The 231-nt window shown below is 44.2% G+C and carries 1 pseudogene; it reads right to left on the minus strand.

The features are described 5' to 3' along the window. A pseudogene (locus ACRHOZ_RS21645) lies at positions 1-231 on the minus strand (DNA polymerase III subunit delta'); the annotation flags it as partial.

A 231-nucleotide genomic window follows, 5' to 3' on the forward strand; every position in this document is an offset into this window, starting at 1 on the left:
TTTTATTGAGCAGAACGAGAGCCTTATTGAAGTTGACGTTAGCTTCTTGTGCAATGGAATTGGCCTCGGCATCGGCCACACCATTTTGTAGCAAAGCATTTAGAATTGCGGTTTCGGGCAGGGGTGGAAAATGTAAAATTTGGCAGCGTGACCGAATGGTATTGATAATCAACTCCTCATCCTCCGCACTTAGAAGAATAACTGTTTTTTCTGGTGGCTCCTCAATCAGCT

It is taken from the genome of Flagellimonas flava (genome assembly GCF_050617915.1).
GTDB lineage: Bacteria > Bacteroidota > Bacteroidia > Flavobacteriales > Flavobacteriaceae > Flagellimonas > Flagellimonas flava_A.